Below are 2,712 nucleotides of genomic sequence, written 5' to 3' on the forward strand. Positions count from 1 at the left end.
CTGGAGGGCTTCGAGAATCACGACGATGTCGTCATCGTCCACCGCGGCGACCTCACCCGGGCGCGTGAAGTGACCGGCACCGAGCTTGGACTGAGCGTCGATCCGGTCGAGGGGCGCGACTGGTTCGACCTGGCGATCGACATGAGCGTCGACGGGGTCCCGGTGCCGCTGCCGCTGTTGCTGCGGGCACTGGCGGCCGGCCACGACCACCTGCTGCTGGACTCGGGCGCCTGGATCAGCCTCGACCAGCCCGAGCTGGAACGACTCCGGGAACTGCTGCAGGAGGCGGAACTCGTCGTCGACCCCGATGACGAGACCCTGGTGCGCGCCCGGCTGCGCCGCGAACACGCCACCTGGTTCGAAGACCTCGCAGAACTTGGCGTGGTGCGGCGCGAGGCGCAGGCCTGGCAGGAGGCGGCACGACGCCTGCGCACCGGACGAGCGGAAGCACCTGCCGCGCCGCCCGCACTACTTCAGGCAGAGCTCCGGCCCTACCAGTTCGACGGCATGCACTGGCTGGACTTCCTGCAGGACATGGGAATGGGCGGAATCCTCGCCGATGACATGGGCCTGGGAAAGACGCTGCAGGCACTGGCCGCCATCGCGCTTGCCGACGAACGCGGCCAGCCCGGACCGGTGCTGGTGGTGTGCCCGTCGAGCGTGGTGGGTGGCTGGCTGGAGCAGGCGGAACGTTTCGTGCCGCACCTGCGCTGCGTGACGCTGCCGCAGACGACGCGAAAGCGCGGCACCAGCCTGGCCGAGGCGATCGACGGTGCGCGGATCGTGGTCACCAGCTATGCGGTGGCGCGGATCGACGTCGAGGAGTTCGCCGACGTCGACTGGCACATGGTCTTCCTGGACGAGGCGCAGTTCGTGAAGAACCCGAAGGGACAGACCTACAAGGCGATGCGACAGATCGGTTGTGGCTCGCGCTTCTGCCTCAGCGGAACGCCGTTGGAGAACAACCTGATGGACCTGTGGTCGTTGCTCTCCCTCAGCGTCCCGGGGCTCTTCCCCGACCCCGTCGCCTTCCGCAGCGACTACGCCAAGCCCGTCGAGGCGGGCGGTGAAGGTGCCGCGGAGACGCTGGCGCGACTGCTGCGCCGCATCAAGCCCGTGATGCTGCGCCGCACCAAGGAGTCCGTGGCTCCCGAGCTGCCGCCCAAGCAGGAGCAGGTGATCGAGGTGGAACTGGCACCAGCCCACCGGCGCATCTACGACCGCCGCCTGACGATGGAGCGCAAGAAGGTGCTGGGGCTGCTGGGCGATCTGCAGCGACATCGCGTGGAGGTGCTGGCCGCCCTCACGCGCCTGCGTCAACTCAGTCTGGCGGCCGGGCTCGTCGACCCTGCGGACGAGTCGGTGGCCTCGGCCAAGATCGACGTGCTGGCCGAGATGATGGCCGATGTGGTGGCCGCCGACCACCAGGCGCTGGTCTTCAGCTCCTTCCCCAGCTTCCTGCGGCTCGTCGAGAAGCGGTTCAAGGCCGAAGGGATCAGCACCACCTACCTCGACGGACGGACCCGCAAACGCCAGGAACGCGTCGACGAATTCCGCAGCGGCAAGGCCAGCGTCTTCCTGATCAGCCTCAAGGCCGGTGGCTTCGGCCTCAACCTCACCGAGGCCGACTACGTCTTCGTCACCGACCCGTGGTGGAATCCCGCCGCCGAGGCGCAGGCCATCGACCGCGCCCACCGCATCGGACAGGCGAACACAGTGATGGTCTACCGCCTGGCAAGCACCGACACCATCGAGGCGAAGGTGATGCAGTTGCAGCAGCACAAGCGCGAACTGTTCAGCCAGGTGGTGGACGGTGGCGAGTCCGCCATCACCGGTGCACTCAGCGCCGACGACTTCCGCGCGCTGCTGGAGTGAGGGTCTGCTGCCGGCGGCTGGCGCCGACGGCGAGGATGCTCAGAACAGTGGCACGTCAGCCGGTTCGTCCGTCGCCGGTAGCCGCAGGCGAGCTTCCATCGTCGGGTACGGGTCCGCCAGGGGTTGGCGTCGTGCCTTCAGCGCGTCGCTGAGCCGCCGGAGTTCGGGGCCCATCAGGTAGTGCCTTGCGCGCGTCTCACCGCGGACGTCCAGCAGGCCTTCGGCGACCAGCCGCTGCAAGTCCTTGGTGGCGGTGCGCGGGTCGGAGACCCCCATCCGCTGCAGGTAGGTGGCTCGGCTCACACGCCTGCCCTGGTAGGCGTCGAACAGCGCGTCCGTGACGCGCTCGGGCAGCTTTCGGGTGCTGACGAGCACGTCGAGCTCGCCCCACAGTTCCGCCGCCTCGCGGAAGCGTCGCCTGACCGTCTGGGCCTGCATGTGGTGGGCGCGGAGGTTGAACTGCACCCACAGTCGGGTGTCGCGCTCGGGATGCCATCCGCCCTGCCCCGTAAGAGCCAGCACCCGGTAGTAGTCGTCGGTGTTGCTGCCCAGCCACTCCTCGATGCTGGCGAACTCCGGCGTGATGATCCGGTCGCGGGCCATCACCATGGTTTGGAGGACCCTTGCCATGCGGCCATTGCCGTCCCGGAAGGGATGGATCATGACCAGGTTCAGGTGGGCCATGGCGCCTCGCACCATCGGATCCTGCGCTGCCGGATCATGGAGTGACGCGACGAGGGAGGCCATCAGATCTGCCACCTGCTCCGGCGCGGGCCCCTGGTAGACGGTGCGGTCGCCTCGCGCGTCACGGACGTAGATCTCACCGGTGCGGTAGAG

2 protein-coding genes are annotated in these 2,712 nt (G+C 68.4%); one reads left to right on the forward strand and one right to left on the reverse strand.

Features of this window, described 5'->3' with window-relative positions:
- Window positions 1–1,875: DEAD/DEAH box helicase (locus ACHFFZ_RS00390; protein WP_394274687.1), on the forward strand; the 1,875-nt coding region annotated here is incomplete at its 5' end.
- A 39-nt stretch (window positions 1,876–1,914) separates the two neighbouring features.
- On the opposite strand, the gene ACHFFZ_RS00395 is transcribed toward ACHFFZ_RS00390, so the two are convergent.
- The coding region (locus ACHFFZ_RS00395; protein WP_394274688.1) for a Fic family protein at window positions 1,915–2,712 on the reverse strand (798 nt) is incomplete at its 5' end.

The organism is Luteococcus sp., from assembly GCF_043424415.1.
GTDB lineage: Bacteria > Actinomycetota > Actinomycetes > Propionibacteriales > Propionibacteriaceae > Luteococcus.